General features: G+C 63.2%; 22 protein-coding genes. 14 read left to right on the forward strand and 8 right to left on the reverse strand.

Annotated features, from left to right (window positions below; genetic code table 11):
- The first annotated feature begins 18 nt into the window (after positions 1–18).
- Genes HPO_RS17770 through HPO_RS17780 form a run of 3 tightly spaced genes read left to right on the forward strand, consistent with a single transcriptional unit; the run spans position 19 to position 4,085 of the window.
- Entirely contained in the window at positions 19–1,542 is a 1,524-nt protein-coding gene (locus HPO_RS17770) for a S10 family peptidase (RefSeq protein ID WP_035601925.1), read from the forward strand.
- A 15-nt stretch (positions 1,543–1,557) separates the two neighbouring features.
- Complete coding sequence (locus tag HPO_RS17775; protein WP_035601927.1) at positions 1,558–2,517, forward strand: ornithine cyclodeaminase family protein; 960 nt, start codon at positions 1,558–1,560, stop codon at positions 2,515–2,517.
- Positions 2,514–4,085, forward strand: coding sequence for a S10 family peptidase (locus tag HPO_RS17780; protein ID WP_035601930.1), 1,572 nt, complete (start codon positions 2,514–2,516; stop codon positions 4,083–4,085). The genes HPO_RS17775 and HPO_RS17780 overlap by 4 nt, the downstream gene beginning before the upstream one ends.
- 4 nt (positions 4,086–4,089) lie before the next feature.
- On the opposite strand, the gene HPO_RS17785 is transcribed toward HPO_RS17780, so the two are convergent.
- Positions 4,090–5,337 carry an aminotransferase class V-fold PLP-dependent enzyme gene (locus HPO_RS17785; RefSeq protein ID WP_157532912.1) on the reverse strand — a complete coding sequence of 416 codons (1,248 nt, stop codon included), beginning with the start codon at positions 5,335–5,337 and terminating at the stop codon, positions 4,090–4,092.
- A 169-nt stretch (positions 5,338–5,506) separates the two neighbouring features.
- Between HPO_RS17785 and HPO_RS17790 the strand changes: the two genes are divergently transcribed.
- Both HPO_RS17790 and HPO_RS17795 read left to right on the forward strand, forming a co-directional pair.
- On the forward strand, positions 5,507–7,036 hold the full coding sequence (locus HPO_RS17790; protein WP_084324430.1) for a S10 family serine carboxypeptidase-like protein: 1,530 nt from the start codon (positions 5,507–5,509) through the stop codon (positions 7,034–7,036).
- The gene (locus tag HPO_RS17795; RefSeq protein ID WP_241767957.1) at positions 7,033–9,534 is read left to right on the forward strand and encodes a Rid family hydrolase; all 2,502 of its coding nucleotides are present in this window, start codon (positions 7,033–7,035) and stop codon (positions 9,532–9,534) included. The genes HPO_RS17790 and HPO_RS17795 overlap by 4 nt, the downstream gene beginning before the upstream one ends.
- Before the next feature lie 18 nt (positions 9,535–9,552).
- On the opposite strand, the gene HPO_RS17800 is transcribed toward HPO_RS17795, so the two are convergent.
- Complete coding sequence (locus HPO_RS17800) at positions 9,553–10,035, reverse strand: Lrp/AsnC family transcriptional regulator (RefSeq protein ID WP_035601937.1); 483 nt, start codon at positions 10,033–10,035, stop codon at positions 9,553–9,555.
- A gap of 100 nt (positions 10,036–10,135) precedes the next feature.
- Complete coding sequence (locus HPO_RS17805; protein WP_035601939.1) at positions 10,136–10,591, reverse strand: hypothetical protein; 456 nt, start codon at positions 10,589–10,591, stop codon at positions 10,136–10,138.
- A 133-nt stretch (positions 10,592–10,724) separates the two neighbouring features.
- Between HPO_RS17805 and HPO_RS17810 the strand changes: the two genes are divergently transcribed.
- Both HPO_RS17810 and HPO_RS20025 read left to right on the forward strand, forming a co-directional pair.
- Positions 10,725–11,117, forward strand: coding sequence for a YkvA family protein (locus HPO_RS17810; RefSeq protein ID WP_084324431.1), 393 nt, complete (start codon positions 10,725–10,727; stop codon positions 11,115–11,117).
- 72 nt (positions 11,118–11,189) lie between these two features.
- Complete coding sequence (locus HPO_RS20025; RefSeq protein WP_051612788.1) at positions 11,190–12,299, forward strand: pectin acetylesterase-family hydrolase; 1,110 nt, start codon at positions 11,190–11,192, stop codon at positions 12,297–12,299.
- Positions 12,300–12,306: 7 nt separating this feature from the next.
- Here HPO_RS20025 and gltX read toward each other — a convergent pair whose 3' ends face one another.
- The gene (gene gltX, locus HPO_RS17820) at positions 12,307–13,644 is read right to left on the reverse strand and encodes a glutamate--tRNA ligase (RefSeq protein WP_035601974.1); all 1,338 of its coding nucleotides are present in this window, start codon (positions 13,642–13,644) and stop codon (positions 12,307–12,309) included.
- Positions 13,645–13,775: 131 nt separating this feature from the next.
- Here gltX and HPO_RS17825 point away from each other — a divergent pair, with 131 nt between their 5' ends.
- A complete protein-coding gene (locus tag HPO_RS17825) occupies positions 13,776–14,606 on the forward strand; it encodes a hypothetical protein (protein ID WP_051612789.1) in 831 nt (276 codons plus the stop codon).
- Between the two features lie 21 nt (positions 14,607–14,627).
- Here HPO_RS17825 and HPO_RS17830 read toward each other — a convergent pair whose 3' ends face one another.
- Both HPO_RS17830 and HPO_RS17835 read right to left on the reverse strand, forming a co-directional pair.
- The gene (locus tag HPO_RS17830; protein WP_035601979.1) at positions 14,628–16,286 is read right to left on the reverse strand and encodes an NAD+ synthase; all 1,659 of its coding nucleotides are present in this window, start codon (positions 16,284–16,286) and stop codon (positions 14,628–14,630) included.
- A gap of 216 nt (positions 16,287–16,502) precedes the next feature.
- Positions 16,503–16,949: a MarR family winged helix-turn-helix transcriptional regulator gene (locus tag HPO_RS17835; RefSeq protein WP_035601941.1), complete on the reverse strand. Its 447-nt coding sequence runs from the start codon at positions 16,947–16,949 to the stop codon at positions 16,503–16,505.
- A gap of 36 nt (positions 16,950–16,985) precedes the next feature.
- On the opposite strand from HPO_RS17835, the gene HPO_RS17840 reads away from it, so the two are divergent.
- From HPO_RS17840 to HPO_RS20395, 6 genes are read left to right on the forward strand one after another with little or no spacing between them, the layout of a single operon-like run.
- Entirely contained in the window at positions 16,986–17,732 is a 747-nt protein-coding gene (locus HPO_RS17840; RefSeq protein ID WP_241767958.1) for a glutathione S-transferase family protein, read from the forward strand.
- A 16-nt stretch (positions 17,733–17,748) separates the two neighbouring features.
- Positions 17,749–18,087, forward strand: a complete 339-nt coding sequence (locus HPO_RS17845) for a YciI family protein (RefSeq protein ID WP_035601944.1) — start codon at positions 17,749–17,751, stop codon at positions 18,085–18,087.
- Between the two features lie 12 nt (positions 18,088–18,099).
- Positions 18,100–18,582, forward strand: coding sequence for a VOC family protein (locus HPO_RS17850; RefSeq protein WP_035601947.1), 483 nt, complete (start codon positions 18,100–18,102; stop codon positions 18,580–18,582).
- A complete protein-coding gene (locus tag HPO_RS17855; RefSeq protein ID WP_035601950.1) occupies positions 18,579–18,788 on the forward strand; it encodes a DUF4287 domain-containing protein in 210 nt (69 codons plus the stop codon). Before HPO_RS17850 ends, HPO_RS17855 begins: the two co-directional genes overlap by 4 nt.
- Before the next feature lie 26 nt (positions 18,789–18,814).
- The gene (locus HPO_RS17860; RefSeq protein WP_206742185.1) at positions 18,815–19,303 is read left to right on the forward strand and encodes a VOC family protein; all 489 of its coding nucleotides are present in this window, start codon (positions 18,815–18,817) and stop codon (positions 19,301–19,303) included.
- Positions 19,304–19,315: 12 nt separating this feature from the next.
- Positions 19,316–20,032: a DUF1428 domain-containing protein gene (locus HPO_RS20395; protein ID WP_035601953.1), complete on the forward strand. Its 717-nt coding sequence runs from the start codon at positions 19,316–19,318 to the stop codon at positions 20,030–20,032.
- An 83-nt stretch (positions 20,033–20,115) separates the two neighbouring features.
- Here the strand turns inward: HPO_RS20395 and HPO_RS17870 are convergent, their stop codons facing one another.
- Both HPO_RS17870 and HPO_RS20900 read right to left on the reverse strand, forming a co-directional pair.
- Positions 20,116–22,008 (reverse strand): polysaccharide biosynthesis protein, encoded by a 1,893-nt coding sequence (locus HPO_RS17870; RefSeq protein ID WP_157532913.1) that lies wholly within the window; start codon positions 22,006–22,008, stop codon positions 20,116–20,118.
- The coding region (locus tag HPO_RS20900) for a hypothetical protein (RefSeq protein ID WP_206742186.1) at positions 22,005–22,228 on the reverse strand (224 nt) is incomplete at its 5' end. The genes HPO_RS20900 and HPO_RS17870, both read right to left, overlap by 4 nt.

A 22,228-nucleotide genomic window follows, 5' to 3' on the forward strand; every position in this document is an offset into this window, starting at 1 on the left:
AAGGAGGTGCCAGACACCATGACCATGACTGCCTGGCGCCTTCTTTCCGGTATTTCAGCGTTATCTCTTCTCGCAGGCTGCCTCAGCGCGCAGCCTGCGATGCCTGTTCCCGAAGCCGCGCTTGCGGCGCCGGTGGCAGCCGCCGCGCCGCTCATTGCCGGGGACATTGCCGTGCCGGGAAGCGGCGTGTTTGGCGGGGTGGAGGTGGCCTATATTGCCGCGCTTGAGCAGGTCAGAATTGCGCCGGGGAAAGATCTTCCGCCAGCTGATCTTGTGACAATTTCCTACACTGCCGATACCGGCGCTGCGCCGGATGAGCGGCCGGTGCTGTTCATCTTCAATGGCGGGCCGATTTCAGCGTCTCTGTGGCTGCAAATGGGCGCGCTCGGGCCGCAGCGGGTTTTCGTGCCGGAGGATCTTTCCGCGCCGCTGGAAGACCACCGCCTGGTGGCAAATCCCTATTCGCCGCTGGACGCGGCAGACCTCGTCTTCTTTGATCCGGCCTCCACCGGCTTCAGCCGCGTGGCGGACGGGGAAGACGCTTCGAAATATTTTTCCATTGACGCCGATGCCGCCCAGTTTGTGGCCTTTGCGAATGCCTGGCTGGAGAAGCACGGCCGCGCAGGCGCCCCGGTGTTCATTCTGGGCGAAAGCTATGGCACCCACCGCGCCGCTGAAGCGGCCGGGCAGATTGCCGGGGACGGATCAATGAACCTTCAGGGCGTGTTCCTGATGGGGCAGGCTGTCAACATCATCGAATATTCCCAGCGCAAGCAGAATATCCTCAGCTATATCGCCTCGCTGCCCACGCTGGCGGCCATCGCCTGGGATCTCGGAAAGGTCGATCAGCAGGGGCGCAGCTTTGAAGCCTTTCTCGAGGACGTGACAGCCTTTGGCGAGGCCGAATATCTGGGCGCGCTGTTCAAGGGACAGCGCATTACCCCGGAAGAACTGGCGGATGTCGCCGGGAAACTTGAGGCATATACCGGCATTCCATCTGCCTATTATACCGAGAACCGGCTGCGCATTTCGAAGGAGCAGTTCCGGGTGGAGCTGCTGAAGGATCAGGGGTTGATCCTCGGGCGGAGTGATGGGCGCTATACCGGGCCGCTGAGCGAGGGTGGAGATCCCTCCGGCATTCTGCAACAGGCCTATAGCGACGGCTTTGCGGCCTATGCAAAGGAAACCTTCGGTGATCTGCCGCAGGAAGACTATGTGAATTCCTTCAGCGCCGGAAACTTTGATGCCTGGCGCTGGGGCGGGGCTTCGCCTTTTGCGCATTTTGCCTATGCCGAAAGGCTTCAGGCGGCGTTTGACACATATCCCGCATTCAGAGTGTTCGTCGGCACCGGCTATCACGACACGATGACGACCGTGGGCGCGGCCGACTATCTGATTGACCAGTCCGACTGGCCGAAAGACCGTGTGCGGAGCGGGAAGTATATCGGCGGGCATATGGCCTATTCGGTTGAAAGCTCGGCCGAGGCCTTCGGCAATGATATCCGGTTCTGGATCCGCGGCTGGAATGATGAGGGCAACTGAGACTGGAGGCCGGGCGTGATTTTCATCAGTGCGGAACAGATTGCGCAGACGCTGGGCTATGCAGACTGTATCGAGGTGATGCGGGCGGCGATGGCGCGGCTGTCTTCGGGTGAGACGAAGCAGATGTTGCGGCAGATTCTGCCGCTCGATCAGGGCCGGATGTTCGGCATCATGGGCGGCACGCTGGGCCCGGGCGGGCCGTTCGGCTCGAAGCTGGTTTCCGTGATGCCCCATCGCGCCGAGGGCGGGCCGCCCTCGCATCAGGGCGCCGTGGTGATCTTTGATCCGGTCAGCGGGGCGCCGCTCTGCCAGCTTGAGGCGGGCATGGTCACGGCGATCCGCACGGCGAGCGCGAGCGCGATGGCGACAGATGTTCTGGCACGGAAAGATGCGCGCATCCTTGCCATTCTGGGCACGGGCGAGCAGGCCTGGCACCATGCCTGCGCCTTGCCGGTGGCGCGCCCGTTTGACGAAATCCGCATCTGGGGGCGCAGCCCGGACCGCGCGCGCACGCTGGCGGAGAAGATCAGTGAACGAACAGGAATTGCCTGCGCCAGCTACGGAGATGTTGCCGGGGCGGTGGCGGATGCCGATGTGATCTGCACGGTGACGGGCGCGGCTGAGCCCATCCTGACCGCCGGCATGGTGAGCCCTGGCGCGCATGTGAATGTGGTCGGGTCAAGCTTTGACGGCCCACGCGAGATTGACGATGCGCTGGTGGCGGCGGGGCGGTTCTTTGCCGACTCGCGCGCATCGGTGCTGGCGCAGGGCGCGGAGCTGCGCCATGCGATGGCCAGCGGCGCGGTAACCGAAGCGCATCTCCTGGGCGAGATCGGCGACGTTGTCCTGGGGAATGTGCCGGGCCGGAAGGGGCCGGAGGAGATCACGATCTATAAATCTCTGGGGCATATCGTGCAGGATATCGCGGCGGGCTATCATGTTTATGAGATGATCCGGAAAGAAGGTGGGCAATGATACGGTTTGGCTTTCAGGCAGGCGTTTGCGCGGCGGCCATCCTGGCACTGAATGCCTGCGCGCAAACGGGCGAGAAGACTGCGACGCCGGTGCCAGTTCAGGCCGCGCAGGCGGCGGAAGGCCCGGTCGCGGCGCTTGCCGAGGCCGCGCCCTATCGCAGCGTGACCGAGCATACGCTGGTGGCAAATGGCCAGACGATTTCCTATCAGGCGATTGCGGGCGACACCTGGCTGCGCGACATGAATGGCGCGCCGACAGCGAGCATCTTTTCCTTCACCTATCTGAGGACGGATGTTCAGGACGCGCGCCGGCCGGTGGTTTTCGTCTTCAACGGCGGGCCGGGATCAGCGTCCGTCTGGATCCATATGGGCGCCATCGGGCCGCGCCGGGTTGTTCTGGACGCGGATGTGAATCCGTCGAATGTGCCGCCTTTCGGGCTGGAGGACAATCCGAACAGCATTCTGGATGTGGCCGATCTCGTCTTTATTGATCCGGTGGGCACAGGCTTCAGTGTGCCGCTGAACGGCACTGATCCGAAAATGTTCTGGGGCGTCGATGAAGACGCCGAGGCCGTGGCGCAGTTCATTGAACTCTGGCTCAGCGAATATGGCCGCTGGAACGTGCCAAAGTACGTACTCGGAGAAAGCTATGGCTCGATGCGGGCGGCAGTGTTGCCCCGCGCGCTGATGGGCGGGCCGATCTATACCGGGATTATGCGCGGGATCACGCTGGACGGGATCATCCTTCTGGGAACGACGCTGGACGCACGGCAGTCGAGCGGAGAGGTGGCGGCTGAACAGTTGGCCGCGAAGCAGGCGCGGTCTTTGCCGGGGATTGCGGCGACCTCTGCCTTTCACGGGCTGGTGGAGATGCCGGCCGGCGGCGTGGTGGAAATCTATGATGCAGCAGCGGCCTATGCGCGGGACATTTATGAGCCGGCCCTGCGGGCGCATCTTGCCGGAACGTTGGCAGCGGGGGAGCGCGCTGAGGTGCTGAGTAATCTCGCCCGGATGACCGGCCTGCCGGAGAGCGCGATTGGCGACGATCTCTACATCGACGAGCGCAGCTACGCCAAAGCCGCCCTGAAGGCGCGCGGGCTGGAGATCGGGATGTATGATAGCCGGTATACGCTGCCGCTGGCCAATAGCGGAGGTGATCCGGTGGCGGATGATCCGGCGATGACGCGCTATGTGCCTGGCTTTGTCGCGGCGTTCCATCAGATGCTCCGCGATGATCTCAAAGTCAGCCTGGGGCGGCCCTATGCGTCGATCCGCTGGCGGGAATTGCTGTTTGGCTGGAACTGGACGCGCGCCGGCGTGGCGGAAGGGCAAAGCTATGCCACCGACCTGGCCTGGGCCATGCGCCGCAATCGGGATCTGCGTATTCTGGTGGCGTCTGGCTATTATGACCTGGTGACGACACCGGCGGATGCGCGCGCCTCAATCGCGGCGGCGGGCCTTCCGCAGGACCGGGTGACGTTTACTGATTATGCCTCCGGTCATATGCTGTATCTGGGCGGAACGTCTGAAGCCTTTTCGGCTGATCTCAGGGCGTTTCTGGAGAAGTGATCCCTCAAGCCGGGCCGATGGCGGCCAGGAAAAGGTCGATATCCTCGGCGGTGTTGAAGACCGAGACGGACGGGCGGAACCGGTTTGCGGACACGGTGGTGGTGATGCCCGCTTCCTTCAGTTTCGGGGCGATCCGGGCGCGGGCGTTTTCATAGGCGCAGGCCACCAGCGGCGTAGCCGCTTCTTCAGGCGTCATCAGGGTATACCCCTGCGACAGCAGGCCCTGTTTGAGGCGCGTGGTGAGCGCGGTGGCATGGCGCTGGATCGTCTCTACACCGATCGACGCGATATAATCGAGCGAGCCGTTGAGCAGGGCGGCGGTCGTGTGGGAGTAGGTGCCGAGCGCGAAGAGGCCGGTTGCCGTGTCGGGGAAGGCGTAGCTTGCCACTTCGTCTCCCGGCGGATCAAATGGGTAGACGTGGCTGGCGAAGCTGCTGACGCCATAATAGCCATATTGTGTGCGCGTGAGCGCTTCCCGGGCGCCCCGGCGCACATAGAGGAAGCCAAGGCCGAAATCCCCCATCAGCCATTTGTAGCTGGCGCAGGCGGCAAAATCGACGCCGCTCGCATGCAGGTCCACCGGCACGCAGCCGGCGGCGTGGATAATGTCTGCATAGACGAGTGCGCCGCGCGCATGGGCAAGGTCACAGATGGCTTTCAGGTCATGCTGGAAGCCGTTCACGGTAGAGACGAGCGAGAGCGCGACGAGGCGCGTGCCGGGCGTGATGGCGCGGTCCATATCTTCCAGCAGGATGCGGCCATCCTTGTGGGTTACCCAGGCAACATCGCAGCCTGCCTTGCCAAGCTCCATATAGAGCGGGACGGAACCGAAAAAGTGGAGCGTATCCGTGACGACGCGCGCGCCTGGTGCCGGAAGCATCAGAGAGCGGACGATCATCTGTTCGCCGGTGGTAGTGCTCTGCACGAAGGTGATCTCGTCGGGATCGGCGTTTACGAGGCGCGCGAACTTTTCCACGGCGGCGCTGCTGCCGAGTTCATAGCCGGCGCCCGGCGCATGGTGGGCACGGTTCTGCAGGTAAGCTTCCAGCGAGGCGCGCGCGGGGCGGCTGATCGGGTGCTGCGACCCCGCGTTCAGATACACGCCCTCAAGGTCAAAATTGCTCCGGTCTGGCAGCGAAGATGGCGGCTGGGCAGCGGCCGGGCTGGCGTCTGCTGTGCTGCGGCAGGCGGCGGCGCCGGCAAGGGTTGCGGCGCTGAGGGCCAGCCAGTTGCGGCGGGTGATTTCTGACATATGCATCTCCGCAATGAGGGGCAGCCGGAAGCTCTCATTCATTATAACGCGGCGCGGCGAATGGATCATGCATTCCTTTGAGGGATTGCGCATGAATGTGCCGGGCGGTCTGTTCAGATATGGCCGATAGGCATAGGAATTTTCCGGGCGCGCGTGGAAAGTCTGGAAGATGCGTAAGGTTTCTCAGGTTCGACTCGTTTTAGCTGCAGTGGCGGCCGCGTTCCTCGCCGGAGCGTGCGCGACGCCGCTGGCGGCGGAGGGGCAGGCGGCGGCCGCGCGCCCAGCCTGGACCGTGTATGCCGGCGGGCCTTCCCAGAGCGTGGCGGACCATTTTGGCGGCGCGCCGCTCCGCTATTCGGTTTCCTGGAGTGAATTGCAGCTTGACCCGGAAGAGGGCGCAGGCAGCGCAACGATTTCCGGCACGGCCTATCTGGCCGAGTGTGCCTGCGACCCCGGCGCGCGGCCGGTGATGTTCCTGTTCAATGGCGGGCCAGGGGCCTCCTCCTCGCCGCTGCATTTCTCGATGGGGCCGAAGGCGAGGGGCGCGGGCGGCGCCTTTCCGGACAATCCGTATACCATCATCCGGGCAGCCGACCTGGTTTTCATTGATCCAGTGGATACCGGCTTCAGCCGCGCCAACTCCCAAGATGGGCAGGCGCGCTATCTGGGCGTTGAGGGCGATGTGGAGGCGGTGAACCGGTTCATCCGCAACTGGCTGGCCGAGAATGACCGGCAGAATGCGCCGCTGATCCTGGCGGGCCAGAGCTATGGCGGCACGCGGCTTGCCAATCTTGTGGCAAAGGTCACCGATCTGGATGTGCGCGGCCTGGTGATGGTGTCGCCTGCGCTCGACAGCGCAGCGGGGCAGACCGATCTTGGCCATGTGTTCACGCTGCCCACCATGGCGGCGACGGCCTGGCGCTATGGCCGCTCTGCTGTTGAGGCGGAGAGTGAAGCGGAGAGCTGGGAAAAGGCGCGGGCCTATGCCGAGCGCGACTATCTGATCGCCCTGCAAAAGGGAGATGAGATCGGCGCGGACGAAAAGGCGGTTGTGGCCGGGGAAATCGCCGCGATGACAGGGCTTTCTGCGCAGGCTGTGGAAGCGGCAGACCTGCGCATTGATATCCAGTATTTCCTCGAAACGCTGCTGGCGGGTGACGGATTGCTCGTCAGCCGGCTGAATACCGGGGTGACCTCGCCGCTGCCGCCGCCGGAGGCAAACTCCCACCGGCCCGCCGCTGCCAATGATCCCTCCCTCGGCCTTGGCCGGTCAAATGTGATCCTTTCGGCGGAGATTGCAGGTTACCTTGCGCAGGCCGCAGGTGTTCAGCGGGGAGACGAATACCGCTCGCTCAACCTGGACGCCAATTTCCTGTGGGACTGGCGGGCTTCGGAAAAATCCCCGCGTTTCTATGTGAGTACCGCGCCGGCCCTGGGCAGATACATGCAGCAGAAAGAGGCTGCGCGCCTTCTGGTGTTTGCCGGTTACCGGGACCTTGCCACAACCCTGCTCGGGACGCGCTATGCGCTGACCCATAACGGCCTGCCGCAGGACCGGGTGGAGCTGGTGGCGTTGCCCGGCGGGCATTCCCCCTATGATGAAGACGCGCTGAAGGCGGGCATAGCCGATCAGCTATATTCCTTTATTGAGGCTGCCGTTCGGTCGGCGCCCCTTCCCCTGCAGGAGACCGCAGAATGATCCTCCGACTTGTCCCGGCATTGGCCGCAGCCTTCCTCCTGACGGTGCTGCCGGCCGCTTTTGCGCAGACGGCGCGCTTTGAATACGCGATCATCCAGAACGGCGAATCCGTCGGCCATCTGAAGGTTGAGGAAGCCGGCCGGAATGCGAAGATCGACTATTATGTCGACAGCAATGGGCGCGGGCCGAAGCATAAGGAACAGCTGACCGTGGACGAGGCGGGTGTGCCCGTCAGCTGGCTGATCGAAGGCACGTCGCTTATGGGCGCGCAGGTGGAGGAGTCCTTCGCGATCAATGACGGCGTTGCCCGCTGGCTGAGCCAGGCAGATACGGGACGGGTGAACCTTCCCGAGCCGGCGCTGTATGCCGTCAATGATGGAAGTCCATGGGCGGAATATGTGTATACCCGCGCGCTGCTGGCCGATGATGACCGGCGCATGCCGGTTCTGCCGGGCGGCGAGATCCTCCTGGAGAAAGTTCGGGACGTGCAGCTTCCCGCGGGCGACAGCGCCGTGGCGGTAAGCGTTTACCGGCTGTCGGGCATCGATATGAGCCCCAGCCTTCTGGCGCTGGACGGCGATGGCAGCTTCTTCGCCAGCTTTGGCGAGACATCTGCGGTGATCCGGAAGGGATTTGAGAGCAGCGTTCAGCCGCTGCTGGAACTGGCGCGCAACATCAATTCCGCCCGATCCGAAGAACTTGCCCACAGCCTGCTGCACCGGTTTGAGGGGCCCTATGCGATTGTGAATGTCCGTGTGCTAGATGTGCGGGACGGGACGCTGAGCGGGCCATCTGTTGTCACGGTCAGCGGTGATACGATTACCGGTATCTTACCCTATGCTGAGGGCGCGCTGCCCGAGGGCGTGACCACGGTGTTTGATGGCGAAGGCGGCACGGTGATGCCGGGGCTTGTTGACATGCACTCCCATTCCTCGGCGGCTTCGGGCCTCTACTATCTGGCGGCGGGGGTGACCTCGACCCGGGATATGGGCAATGAAAACAGCGCTCTGGAGAGTTTGATGGCGCGGATGGAGGCCGGCAAACTGGCCGGACCGCGCATCACGCCGGCGGGTTTTGTCGAAGGGCGCAGCCCCTATTCGGCGCGCAATGGCATCATTGCAGCCTCTCAGGAAGAGGCGCTTGCGGCCGTTGATTGGTATGCGGAGCGTGGGTTTGGCTATATCAAATCCTATAACTCCATGAACCCGGCCTGGATGGCGGCGGTGGGCGAGCGCGCCCATTCTCATGGCATGCGCCTGATCGGCCATATTCCGGCCTTCACCAATGCCGACGCCATGATCGATGCCGGGTTTGACGAGGTGACCCATGTCAACCAGCTGATGCTGGGCTGGCTGCTGGACATCACCGAAGACACACGCACGCCGCTGCGCCTGACGGGGATGGCGCGCGGGGCGACCCTCGATCTGGACTCTGAAAAAGTGCAGTCCACGGTGCGCCGGATGCAGGAGAATAACACCGCGCTTGATCCGACGGCGGTTATCCTTGAGCGGCTTATGCTGAGCCGTGCGGGCACGGTGGCAGACGGCGACAAGGCGTATCTTGATCACATGCCGATCAGCTATCAGCGCTATCGCCGGCGCAGCTTCGTGTCGCTGGCGAATGCGGCGGAGGATGAGGCCTATCAGGAAGGTTTCCGCCGCGTTCTGGAGACGCTGAAGATGCTGCACGATGCCGGCATCCCGCTTCTGCCGGGAACGGATGATGGCACTGGCTTCACGGTTCACCGCGAAATCGAGCTTTATGTGCTGGCGGGTATTCCGGTGCCCGATGCCCTGCGCCTCGCGGCGTGGACGCCGATGGAGTATATGGGCTATGGCGACAGGCTGGGCGTGATTGCGCCGGGGCGGCTGGCGGATTTCATCCTGCTGCCGGGCAATCCGCTGGAGGATATCAACGCGATCCGGTCTGCGCGGATGGTGGTGCGCAATGGCGATGTCTATTACCCTGCAGAGATCTATGAAGCGCTGAGCGTGAAGCCATTTGCCCCGCCCCCGGCGCTGCTGCGCGAGGAGGCAAAGGCGGCCACGGCAGCTTCCCCGCAGCTGCAGCCTGTGGCGGCAGAAGCGGCGACCCCGGAGGCAAGCTTCGTGCAGCACTATCCGATGATTACCGATGGATTGTCAGTGCGGGCAGACGATCTTCCCTTTTCCGGCGCCGTCCGGGTAGGGAATATCATCTACCTTTCCGGACAGATCGGCGGGCAGGCCGGCGGGCCTTCCGATGATTTCCGCGATCACGCGGTTGAGGTGATGGAAGCGGTGCGCCGGGTCGCGGCGTCTGCGGGCGCGGGCATGGACCAGATTTTCAAATGCACCGTGATGCTCGACGATATGAGCAACTGGCCGGCTTTCAATGACGTCTACGCCACCTATTTCACCAGGGGCCGGATGCCGGCGCGCAGTGCGTTCGGCGCAGACGGGCTGGCGCTGGGCGCGTCTGTCGAGGTGGAGTGCATGGCCTATGCGGTTAATCCGTAACCGGAGAGAGGCCCGTTCCTAAAGCGCGATGTTGCCGCGCACGGGGATGGCGGTGGTGGATTTGAGCTCGCCCAGCGTGGCGGTGGAATTGACATTTTCCACGCCCGGCAGGTTCAGCAGGAAATCCATCAGGAATTCCTGATACCATTTCATCGACTTGGCGAGGATCTTCATCATCAGGTCCATCTCGCCGAAGATGGAATAGCATTCGAGAATCTCGGGCGTGTTCTGCACCTTGCGGAGGAAGACTTCGCGATCCTTCTCCGAAAGGCGCGCGACCTTCACATAAGCGAAGATGTGGAGGCCATAGCCGAGCTTTTCCCGGTCGAGAATGGCCACCTGCTGGCGGATATAGCCCTCATCCTTCAGCCGCTGCAGGCGGCGCCAGCAGGGGGACTGGGAGAGGCCGACAATATCGGCCAGTTCCACGGTCGAGACCGAGCAATCCTTCTGGAGTTGCTCAAGGATCTTGATATCAAATATTGAAAGTTCTTCGCTCATGGCTATAGAATAGCCAGATCGCGCCCAAAGGCAACATTATACAGACTGGTTTTTGCCATTCTGACTGAAAACTATTCGATAGACTGCCCGCGCGCCCGGATTATGGCCAGGAGGGCTCAGGCGCATCGATCGGGGACGGGGTCGTGTCGATGCATTTCTGCACAGCGGCCGCATACTCAGGCTCCACGTCCACGGAATAGACGGCGACGGAGGACTTCGCCTTGCGCATCATTTCCTGGAAGGCATCAAGGCTCATTTTCTTGTCATAGGCCATGATCGAGAGCTTCTTGTGCCAGATGCCGTAGATGCTCGGATCCGGGTTGGGCAGGTTGCCGGCCTGGCCACTGCCGAGTGCGATGTGGACGAAATAGGCGGTGTTCGTCAGCGCCCAGCAGCGCATCGTGGCGTCAAATTCCTTGTCGCCGGTGGCGACGGCGAGTTTCGTATCCTGTTTGCTGTTGATCTTCGGGGCGGGCTGCTCGCTGGCCTGGCCGCAGGCGGACAGCAACAGGGTGGCGGCAAGCGCCGCCAGCGTGGGTGTCAGGGGCTTGATCAATTTCCTTGCTCCTCATGCGGCCGCCATCAAACCGGGCCTTCAGTTCTCAGAACAATAATCGCGGCCGGATACGGACAAGGGCGTTGAACTTTCTCCGGAGCGGTGAGTTGATGAGAGGCGGTGGAGGGCGCGAATGGTTCTATCGATTTTGAAGCGGCGGTTTGCGGCCCTCGGGCGGGACACGGTGATGCTGTGGCACGCCTTCTGGCACCCTGCGACGCCGGGCGGGCTGAAACTGGCCACGGCCCTTGCCGGGCTCTACCTCATCAGCCCATTTGACCTCATTCCGATTGTGGTGCCGGTGCTGGGGGTGGTGGATGATCTGATCATCGTGCCGCTGATGGTTTCCCAGATCAGCAAGCGCCTGCCCGAACCCGTCCGCGCGAGCGCCGGGGCGAAGGCAGACCGGTTCATGCGGCGCTGGGTGAAGCGGCCCCTGCTGCTGATCTTCCTCATTCTTCTGGGACTTCTGGCAATCTGGGCTGTGTTGCTGTTCCTGCTTTTCCGGCTGCTGTTCGGCGGCTGATTGTCAGCGCTGGGCGCCGCGTCTAAGCTGCCCCCCGATGGATGGCCGGAGAGCCATTGGGAGGATAACTGGATGATTACACGCATCAGCGCGCTGTTGGCGGCCCCGGCATTTCTGGCACTTGTTTCGGGCTGTCAGGCGAGCCCGCCTGTCTCCCCTGAAGCGGCGGCGCCGGTATCGGTTGCCATTGTGCCGGAGGCGGAGCCCTGGGCCACGATCGAGCCGGGCGGCGACACGCTGTGCGCCACGGGCACGCCGTTCCGTTTCCATGTGCGCAGCGGAGACCCGGAGCGCGTCATGGTCTTCCTGAATGGCGGCGGCGCCTGCTGGAGCGGGGATCTCTGCGACCTGCAGACTGCGCCGACGCCCTACACGCCTTTCGCCGAGATGGATTCAAACAATCCGGAACTGCTGGAGGGTGTCTTCGATGAGGCCAATCCCGCCAATCCGATTGCCGGCTGGACGCAGGTGTTCGTGCCTTACTGCACGGGCGACTCCCATCTGGGCGGGGGCGATGTAACCTACACTACAAGCGCGGGTCAGGAGGTGACCGTTCACCATCGCGGCAAGGCGAATGTGCAGGCCGCGCTGGACTGGGTATATGCCAACCGCGCCGATGCCCGCCGCATTTTCGTGACCGGTGGCAGCGCCGGGGCGATTGCCTCGCCGTACTATGCCGGGCTTGTGGCGGATCATTATCCGCAGGCAGATGTTGTGCATCTGGCCGATGGCGCGGGCGGCTATCGCTCTCCCGCCATCGCAGGCGTGCTGGCGGCATGGGGCGCGTTCAAGGGCGTGCCGGACTGGCCGGAATTTGCCGCCATCGACCAGGCGACGGCAAGCACGGAGGATTTCTTTCGCGTGACCGCCGCGCGCCATCCCGAAATGCAGATGGCAAGGTTCGACAATGTGGACGACGCCGTGCAACAGGACTTCCTGACCCTTCTGGGGACGGGCGAGCCCGTGCGCGGGTTGCTGGCGGCCAACAATGCAGACCTTGCCGGGGATATCCCAACGATCCGCGCCTTTGAAGCGCCGGGCAATGCCCACACCTCGCTTCGCTTCAGCCGTTTCTATACGGAGGAAGCGGGCGGGGTGACGCTGGTTGACTGGGTGCGCGGCCTTGCCAATGGCGAGGCCGTGGCGAGTGTCAGCTGCCAGAGCGATCAGAGCTGCGACTAGGGACGCTCTAGCCGAGGCGCTGGAGCACCTTTTCCCGGCCGATCAGCGGCAGGACGGCGCCCATGTCCGGGCCATGCTCCAGGCCGGTCAGGGCCTTGCGCAGCGGCATGAACAGGCCGCGGCCCTTGCGGCCGGTGGTGGCTTTCAGCGCGTTCGTCCAGGCGCTCCAGCTTTCGCCGGTCAGCTCGCCGTCCGGCAGGTGCGCGGCGGCGGCGGCGATGAACTCTTTGTCCTCATCGGCCACCAGCGGAGTAGGCTCCCCGAAGACAATCTCCACCCAGGCTGCAGCATCGGCCACGAAGGTGCAGTTCTCGCGCACGGCCAGCCAGAAGGGTTCTGACGCGGCGCGTGCATCGAGCGCGGTCAGACGTTCACGGACGGCTTCGAACGGCATCGCATGAACGAGCGCGGCATTGAGGGCGTTGAGGTCATTGTCATCAAACCGGGCCGGGGCGCGGCCGATCTTGGAGAAGGCGAACTCTTCGCAGAGTTGCTCCAGCGAGGTGCGCGCCTCGATATTGTCCGAGGTGCCAAGCTTGGCGAGGTGGCTGCAGATGGCCATCGGTTCATAGCCACGCGCGCGCAGCTCGCCCATGGAGAGCGAGCCGATGCGTTTGGAGAGGGCCGCGCCATCGGCGCCGATCAGCAGCGGGGTGTGCGCCATCTCCGGCGCCTTGCCGCCAAGGGCCAGGAAGATCTCGATCTGGGCGCCGGAATTCGTCACATGGTCTTCCCCGCGCACCACATGCGTGATGCCGGCCTCGATGTCATCGACGACCGAAGGGAGGGTGTAGAGATAGCTACCATCCTCACGGATGAGGATCGGGTCCGACACCGAGGACGTGTCGATGCTCTGCGGGCCGCGCACCAGGTCGTTCCATTCGACGCGCTCGCCCGACAGCTTGAAGCGCCAGTGGGGCTTGAGGCCCTTGGCTTCCAGCTCGGCGCGCTCTTTGGCGGTCAGTTTCAGGGCGGCGCGGTCATAGACCGGCGGGCGGCCACGCGTCTGGGCGATCTTGCGTTTGACGTCCAGTTCCTCGGCCGTTTCATAGCAGGGATAGAGCAGGCCCATGGCGCGCAGCTTGTCGGCGGCTGCGTCATAAACCTTGAAGCGGTGGGACTGATTGAAGCTCTCATCCCAGGTCAGGCCGAGCCAGGTAAGGTCGACTTTGAGGGCGTCCTCATTCTCCTGGGTGGAGCGTTCAATGTCGGTATCGTCGATGCGCAGGATGAATTTCCCCTGCTGTCCGCGCGAAAACAGCCAGTTAATCAAGGCGGTACGCACATTGCCGACATGCAGTCGGCCAGTGGGCGAGGGCGCAAAGCGAACAACGGGGCGGGTCATGGGCAGCAGGCTTTCTGGTTCCGGAAAGTGGCTTGAGACATCAAATCGCGCCAAAAGCCAAGCGTCACGGTCATATTCTTGCTATTGTTATGGTTCACCTCCATTTTTACTGGACGGTATGGGAGCAGAAAATGCGATTCGGCTGGATTCTTTCGGCGGCCCTTTTTGTGGCGGCGTGTGGACAGAGTGATGTGTCCGCCCCGGCGGGCCCGGAGGCTGCGCCTGGCGCTGAAATGCCTGTGGAGGGCGCGGCAGGAGAAAGCGCTGCGCCTGCGGCAGCCCCGACAACAGATTATGCGGCCCTTTCGGGCTATGATGGCAACTGGTTCCTGAGCCCTGGCTGGCCGGGCGAATATCCCCCGGGCTTTGCCGTTCTGGACGCCGATGTGCGCGTGCCTGCCCGCGCCCGCCCCAATCCGACCGACCCGCAGGATGTGACCTGCCTCCTGCCGCAATACGCCAACTATCAGCTGTGGAATAATGCCCGCAACAAGGCCGATGACCTCGACTATTTCGTGGCCACGAAAAAGCTTCCGGTGACGGTGCTGGAAGACACCGAGGTGGAGTTTGTCGGCGATGCTGGCATCGAGAAGCTGGCCCTGAAGGCCGGCGACCAGCTCACCTATCTGCGCTATATCGGCGAAGGCTTCACGGTGATGAGCTTCAATGGCCGCGAGTTCGACATCAATGAGGGCGAGCTGCGCGAAATCACCGATATCGGCGCCATCGAGAATGAAGAAGACCTCTGGGTCCGCGTGACCTGTCTCGGCGGCAAGCAGGCCTGGCTGCTGTTTGATGAAGTCGTGCTGGAAAAGGGCGTCTACCCCTCTCCGATCACCGGCTATGGCGAAGCCCATGACATCCTGCCCGACGAGGTGGAGACCGTCCGTGCCATGATGAGCCCGGAAGCCTTCGGCCTTGACCCGACCGCGCAGAGCATCGAGCCGCCGCCGGTGGAATAGCCGGCCGCCTGGCCGCGCGGATCAATTATCCCGGAAGCGGTTGGTGATCGGATAGCGCCGGTCGCGGCCGAAATTCTTGCCGCCGACCTTGACGCCGGGCGGGGCCTGGCGGCGCTTGTATTCGGCGATGTAGAGCAGATGCTCGATGCGGCGCACGGTGGCCGGATCATGGCCGCGGGCGAGGATATCATCGACATCTTCTTCCAGGTCTACAAGGCCGCGCAGGATGTCGTCCAGCACCGGATAGGGCGGCAGGGAGTCTTCGTCCTTCTGGTCCTCGCGCAGCTCGGCGGAGGGCGGCTTGGTGATGATCCGCTCCGGGATGACTTCCCCGCCAGGCGCCAGACCATCCTTGGGCACCATTGTGTTGCGCCATTTCGACAGCTCGAACACTTCGGTCTTGTAGAAATCCTTCAGCGCATTGTAGCCGCCGCACATGTCGCCATAGAGCGTGGCATAGCCCACAGCCATCTCGCTCTTGTTGCCGGTGGTGACGACCATGTGGCCAAACTTGTTGGACAGCGCCATCAGCGTGACAGCGCGCAGGCGGGACTGGATGTTCTCTTCGGTAATGTCTGCCTTCTTTCCCGCGAAGGCATCGCCCAGCATCTCGTCCAGCGCCTCGACGCCGGGGTGGATGTTGATCGTGTCATAGCGGCAGCCAAGGGCGCGGGCGCAGGCGCGGGCGTCTTCCAGGCTGTGCTCACTGGTATATTTCGACGGCATCATCACGCACCAGACCTTGTCCGGGCCCAGAGCATCGGCGGCGATGGCGGCGGTGATGGCGCTGTCGATGCCGCCCGACATGCCGAGCACGACGCCGGGAAACTTGTTCTTGCGGACATAATCGCCCAGCCCCTGCATGGCGGCGCGGTATTCGGCGTGCCAGCCTTCAAGGTCTGCCGCGCAGCCCTTGCCGAGGCCCACGAACTGTTTCGTGGACGGATCAAACTCTACCAGCGCCGTGCCGGTTTCGAACTGGCCGATGAGGCCGCAGCGGGCGCCATGGGTGGAGTTCGTCGCATAGGAGGCGCCGTCGAAGACAAGCTCGTCCTGCCCGCCCATCTGGTTGACGAAGAGGTAGGGCAGGCTGAGGTCTGACCACCGGTCGAACGCGGCGGCGCGCTCGGCCTGGATGGCGCGGCGCCAGGGCGAGGCGTTGGGCACGACCAGAAGGTCGGCGCCGGCGGCATGGGTGGCGCGGGGCACGTTTTCGAACCAGATGTCCTCGCAGATGGCCACGCCGATGCGCACACCCTGCAGCGTGATGATCAGCGGCGGGCCATCGCCGGGCTGGTAATGGCGCTTCTCGTCGAACACGCCGTAATTGGGCAACTCCCGCTTGTCATAGCGCGCCTTGAGGGCGCCGCCTTCCAGATAGCAGGCGGAATTGTGCAGCTTGCCCTGCTCGCGCCAGGGCGTGCCGATGAGGATGGCCGGGCCGTCCTGCGTGTCCGCCGCCAGGGCCGTGACGGCCTCCATGGACAGATCTACCGCCACAGGTTTCAGCACCAGGTCTTCGGCGGGGTAGCCGAGCAGGAAATGCTCGCTCAGCACCAGCAGATGCGCGCCCTGCTGGCGGGCCTGCGCATGAGCCTGGCGGGCAAGGGCAAGATTGCCCTGAATATCCCCCACAACGGGGTTGAGCTGGGCGGCGAGGAGGCGGAGATTATTGCTCATGATGAGCATTTAGGATGATGCGCGGAGGATGTCATCAGGGGATGCGCCATGCATACCGGATTGGCGGGACAGGCGGGCGGATAAGGTTTCATTCCCCAATGTCATTCCGGACGGCCCGCAGGGCCGATCCGAGGCCGGGGTGAGGGGCTCTGCGATCCTTGAGAAGGTCCCGGCTCTGCGGCCGCTGCGCGGCCTTGGCCGGGATGACGGGGAGGATCAGTAGCTGGCCGCCACTTCCATCAGCTGGGTACGCAGCGTGTTGGGGCTGCTGGAGAGGAAAGTGTCCACCTCGTCATGCGTCTTGCGCCAGATGGGGACGGCGGCGGCGAGGAGTTTGCGGCCAGCTTCCGTGAGGATCAGGCGGCGGGAGCGTTTATCTTCCTTATCCGGAACAATTTCGACATAGCCGAGCCGCTCCAGCGGTTTCAGATTAGCCGTCAGCGTCGTGCGGTCCATCGCCAGGAAGGCGGCGGTTTCGCCCAGGCGCGGGGGCTCTGGCCGGTTGAGCGACACCATCAGCGAATACTGCCCATGGCTGATGCCGAGCGGGGCGAAGGCGGCATCGAAACGCCGCGCCAGCGTGCGCGCGGCCCGGTGCATGCCAAAGCAGAGGCAGCGATTGTAAACCTCAAGCGTGGTCTCGAAAGGCAGTGTCTTTTTCATGACAAAAGTAATATGTTGACATCAACGTATTTGTCAATGAAAAACGCGCATCAGCTTCCGGTGGAAGGCCGGGAAGCAGACAGGCAGGCGCCTCGCGCCGCCAATGGGATGATGGAGGACAGGATGCGGGAAGTGACCGCTTATACATGGGTGCCGGATTTTGCGCAGGGGTTCGTGAAGGATCTGCGCGTGCGCTGGGCACTTGAAGAGGCGGGATTGCCGTATACGGAGCGCCTGATCGACCATCAGCAGAAACTCATGCCGGACCATCTGGCGCGCCAGCCCTTTGCGCAGGTGCCGGTTTACCGGGATGATCGGGCCGAGCTGGCTGAATCTGGCGCGATCGTGCTGCACATTGCCGAAGGGGCGCCGACGCTGATGCCGGAGGATGTGGCGGCGCGGGCGCGGGTGATGAGCTGGGCCTTCGCGGCGCTCAATTCCGTCGAGCCGTCCGTGGCGAATGTGATGGGCACGCGGCTGTTCCATGGTGAGGCGCCTTGGGCGGCAGGCTATCTGGAAAGCGCGCGGGCGATGATGGATGCGCGCCTGAAACAGCTTTCCCGCTGGCTGAAGGGGCGGAATTATCTGGAGGCGGAGCGTTTCACCGCTGCTGACCTTCTGATGGCCAGCGTGCTGCGCGAGATTGAGCGCGATGGCGGATTTGACCGCTTTCCTGATCTGGCAGCCTATTGCGAGCGATGCGTGTCGCGGCCGGCCTTCAAGCGGGCGCTGGAGGCGCAATTGAGCGTGTTTGCGGGGGCCGAAGTCCCGGCGGGATTCTGAGCAGGCAGGGCAGCGGATGACCAAATATCTGATTTCCTTTCCGAGCGAGGCGATGGTTGTGACGGCGGAAGACTTTCCGGCTGTCGTGGCCGAGTCGCATGCGGTGATTGAGGAAGCCAAGGCGGCGGGGGTCTATGTCTTCGGTGGCGGGATCAATGAGGAAGTTGAGCCTGTGCGCGTGTTCGCGGATGGAGCGGTGTCTCCAGAGATTTATGCCGGGAGCCGTCTGAAGGGCGGTTTCACGGTGCTTGAAGTGGCAACGCGAGAACAGGCTGTGGAATGGGCGAGGAAGATCGCCGTGGCCTGCCGGTGTGCGCAGGAACTGCGCGAATTTGCCTTTGATCCCGCAAGCTAGAAAGGGCCCGAAATGAACGGATTGGAAAAGAAAGTACGCACCTGTCTCTGGTTTCAGGCGGGCGGGGTGAAAGCGGCAGAGTTTTATGTGTCGCTGCTGCCGGACAGCCGGATTGACGGCGTGTTCGAGCATGGCAATCCGGCCGACCCGATGGTGGTGGAGTTCACCCTGGCCGGCGCGCCGATGATGATCCTGACGGGCGGGCCCATGTACAAGCTGACACCGGCCGCTTCCATCTCTGTGCTGACGAAAGATCAGGCAGAGACCGACCGCCTGTGGGCCGCGCTGCTGGAAGGCGGCGGGCAGGAGAGCATGTGCGGCTGGCTGGAGGACAAATATGGCGTGGCCTGGCAGATCGTGCCGGAAATCCTGCCGAAGCTGATCTGTGACGCAGACCAGGAAGCAGGCCGGCGCGCGCAGCAGGCGATGATGCAGATGCGCAAGATCGACATTGCCGGGATCAAGGCGGCGTTTGCCGGGGAGGGCGTGCAATGAGCGAGAACAAGGTGAAGGGCCCGGCGTCTTATTTCCCCTCTATCGAGAAGACGTATGGCAAGCCTGTGAGCCACTGGATGGGCATCATAGATGGCATGGCGGGCGCCAAACATATGGACATCGTGGCGGCCCTGAAAGCGGAGCATGGCCTCGGCCATGGGCACGCCAACGCGCTGGTGGCCGCGCACAAGGCTGGAGCCAAATAGCTTTATACGGATAAAGGAGGACTGCCATGACGGCGAGAAAACCAGTAGCCGAAATTGCCGCTGAAATGGGCATCGGCCTTGTAACCCCGCACCTTACCTGCGAGCGGGCCGGAGAGGCGATCGAGTTCTACAAGGCTGCCTTTGGCGCCGAGGAGATGATGCGCCTGCCGGGGCCGGACGGGCGCCTGCTGCATGCCGCGATCCGCCTGAATGGCTGCATGATCATGCTGAATGATGCGTATCCGGAGATGGGCGGGCATTCGCCGAAGCATTATGGCGGTACGGCGGTGGTCATCCATCTGATGGTGGACGATGTGGATGCCGTGGCCACCCGCGCCGTGAAGGCAGGCGCGAAGATCGTGATGCCGGTGGAAGACCAGTTCTGGGGAGACCGCTACGGCGTTGTGGAAGACCCCTTCGGCCATCACTGGTCGATTGCCACACCCATCTGGCCGCCGAAATCGCCCGAGGAAATGCAAGCGGCCGCAAAGGCGGCGATGGACGGGATGCAATAAGGAGTAAGTGCAATGACCTATGTAAGTGGATTTCTGCTGGCGGCGCCGACGGCGAACAAGGAAGCTTATCGCAAGCAGGCCGAAGAGGCCTGGCCGATGTTCAAGGGCTATGGAGCCCTGAACATGGTGGAAGGCTGGGGCGATCAAGTGCCCGATGGCAAGATCAATTCGATCAACTCTGCCGTGATGCGCAAGGAAGACGAAACATCGCTTTTCTCCTGGGTCGTATGGCCGGACAAGAAGACCAGCGACGAGGCCGAACGGCAGATGATGGCCGATATGGAAGGCAAGGAATTTCCCGAAATGCCGTTTGACGGCAAGCGGATGATCATTGGCGGGTTCCAGACGATCGTGGGCGACCCGACCGCGAAGACCGGCTATATAGACGGCACGGTGATGCCGGTTCAGGCCGACAAGCGCGAAGCCTATACGGCGGCGTCCGAGAAGATGGCGGCTCTGTTCAAGGAGTATGGCGCCATTTCAGTGGTCGATGCCTGGGGCGACAACCTGCCGGAGGGCAAGGTGAATGACTTCCACATGGCCGTGCTGCGCAAGCCCGATGAAACGGTCGTTTTTTCCTGGATCAACTGGAAGGACAAGGCCACGCGCGATGCCGCGTGGGAAAAGGTCATGGCCGATCCGCGAATGGAAGAATTTGGTCCGCACACGGCCGGCGTAGATATGAGCCGCATGATTTTCGGCAGCTTCGTGCCGCTGGTGGATGTCTGAGAAGGCAGGGCCGCCTGGCCTGAAACCAAGCTCGACTCTCTTGACTGGGGCGCTTTCAACGGCGCCCCTTTTTTGCGGGAGGATCAGGCCAGCTTGCGATAGAGAAGTTCGGCGCGTTCCGAGCCATATTCCGGCACCAGCACGCCCAGCAGGCGCACGGCCTCGGCGGGCTGATGGTTGCGGGCAGTTTCGATCAGCTGCAGCACCTGCTTGCTGAAAAGCTCGTTGGGCGTGTCTTCGTAACAGACCTGCTGAACGCCGCTGATCGGCGTCGCCAGCAGGGCTTCATGCGGATAGGTCAGCTCTTCGTGAAGTTTTTCGCCCTCGCGCAGGCCCATGGTTTCGATGGCGACGTCCACATAGGGCACCTTGCCCTTCAGGCGGATCATCGTTTCGGCCAGCTGGCGGATAGGGATGGGGGCGCCCATGTCGAGCACATAGAGGCCAGCTTCGCCGGCATTTTTCTGCAGCGCGGCCGCCTGCAGCACGAGGGCGGAGGCCTCCTCGATGGTCATGAAGAAGCGGGTTGCGTCCGGATCGGTGATGGTGACCGGGCCGCCCTGCGCGATCTGGCGTTCGAACAGGGGCACAACCGATCCCGACGAGCCCAGAACATTCCCGAAGCGGACCATGGCGCCCGCCACGTTCGAATCAGCCAGGATGCGGCCAATGCACAGCTCTGCGAGCCGTTTGGTGGCACCCATCACATTGTCAGGGTCAACGGCCTTATCGGTGGAGATGAAGACGAAGCGATGGGCACCGGCAGCAACGGCTGACTGGGCAGCGATGCGCGCGCCGGCCACATTGGTCAGGATGGCCTCGCAGGCATGGCGCTCCATCAGCGGCACATGTTTCAGCGCGGCCGCGTGGATCACCGTATCAGGCCGGGCCGTCATGAAGATATCGAGCATCCGGGCTTCGTCGCGGATATCGCCGAGATGGCAGCTGATCTTCAGCAGCGGCCAGTTGCGCTTCAGCTCCATCTCGATCTGGTAGAGATTGTATTCGGAGAAATCGATGACCGTCAGCTCGGCAGGCGCTTCGCGGGCCACCTGACGGACGAGTTCCGATCCGATGGAGCCGCCCCCGCCTGTTACCAGAACCCGGGCGCCCGTGAGGATCCCGCGCACGGGCTGCATGTCGAGATGGCGCTCGGGACGGGCGAGAAGGTCCGCCGGGCGCAGCGGTTCCAGAACCTGGGCGGCCGCGTCATGGCCGAGCGCCATGATCTCCGCACCGTGCCGCGAGGTGACTTCGAGAACCTGCAGCATGACCTCGGGTGTCCGGGCCGTGCCGGTGAGCGCGACCCACGGCGTTTCGCCATAGCGCAGCACCATGATCTCGATGATGTCGTTGAGTTCCTTGAGGCTGCCGAGGATGGGCACGCCCCGCACGGCGCGTCCGGGCTCGTGCGCGTCCATCTCGACCAGGCCCAGCACGCGCACGGCCTGATCGGACGTGCGCCCTTCAAGGCGGCGCAGGACCTCGATCCAGCTGTCCTGATTGCCGAGCAGCAGAATCGGTTGGCCGTCCTTCGGCAATTGCTGGAAAATCTGCATCGGGCGCTGGGTCGAGCGCCAGCGCGCAACCATCCGTCCGCCGAAGAGGGCCACGGTCCAGAAACCGATGCCCAGCAGCAGGGTGGGCACAGGCGACGTCAGGGTACCGTTTAGGGTTACCATTACGGGGAGGTAGAACAGAACAGTCAGGGCAATGATCTGCACCAGGCGCCAGGCATCAGGCGCGCCCATATGGCGCCACACCTGCCGGTGGATGCCGCCGAGCACCAGCGCAGCCGCCGCTGCGAGCATGAAGGCGACCGTGCCAAGCAGCCAGCCGAGCACATTGAACGGCACACCGCCTTCATGGCTGAGATGTGTATCAAGATGGGCCGCCGTCATGGCAACGCCAGCCATGGCGATGTCAAACGTGAGCGTCAAAGCCATGGCACGCCGAGCGGCGTCTCTGGGTGTCACGTCTGATACTCCCTCACACTCGCCCGTACGAAACGAACCACCCGAGTTCTGCCACCTTGGGTCTGAAAATGCAAAGCTTCAAACCGGGTATCAATGGCCAATTCTTTCGGACGGAAATAGAGCATTTCCGTGGCAGAGTTAAGGCGGTCTCCTGATCTCTCGCGCATCCTGTAGTAGTTGCAGGCGATCTGGCGGAAGTGAGCGACCTGAGACATAGGTG

The organism is Hyphomonas polymorpha PS728, assembly GCF_000685315.1.
Classification (GTDB): domain Bacteria; phylum Pseudomonadota; class Alphaproteobacteria; order Caulobacterales; family Hyphomonadaceae; genus Hyphomonas; species Hyphomonas polymorpha.